The sequence below is a fragment of the Elizabethkingia argenteiflava genome (assembly GCF_009904105.1).
GTDB lineage: Bacteria > Bacteroidota > Bacteroidia > Flavobacteriales > Weeksellaceae > Elizabethkingia > Elizabethkingia argenteiflava.
This window is the reverse complement of record NZ_JAAABJ010000434.1, coordinates 1-216: the sequence shown is the minus strand read 5'-3', so window position 1 is coordinate 216 and position 216 is coordinate 1. Positions and strand designations below refer to the sequence as shown.

At 31.9% G+C, this 216-nt stretch carries 1 pseudogene; it reads left to right on the top strand.

The features are described 5' to 3' along the window. Window positions 1-216: pseudogene (locus GNY06_RS15590) on the top strand (IS982 family transposase); the annotation flags it as partial.

Genomic DNA, 216 nt, shown 5'->3' with positions numbered 1-216 from the left:
ATCTGAGTATTGATTATCAAAGAGACTTATTTACTTACAACCAGATTAATATGGAAGTACCTATGCGAAAAAATCAACATGGATATAAGCCGCAGCCTTATATTTTTAGAAAATCCCGAAAGCCCATCGAAACCTTATTTTCGCAATTATGTGATCAGTTTATGATTAGAAGAAACTATGCGAAATCCTTTGATGGCTTTAAGAACAGAATATTAT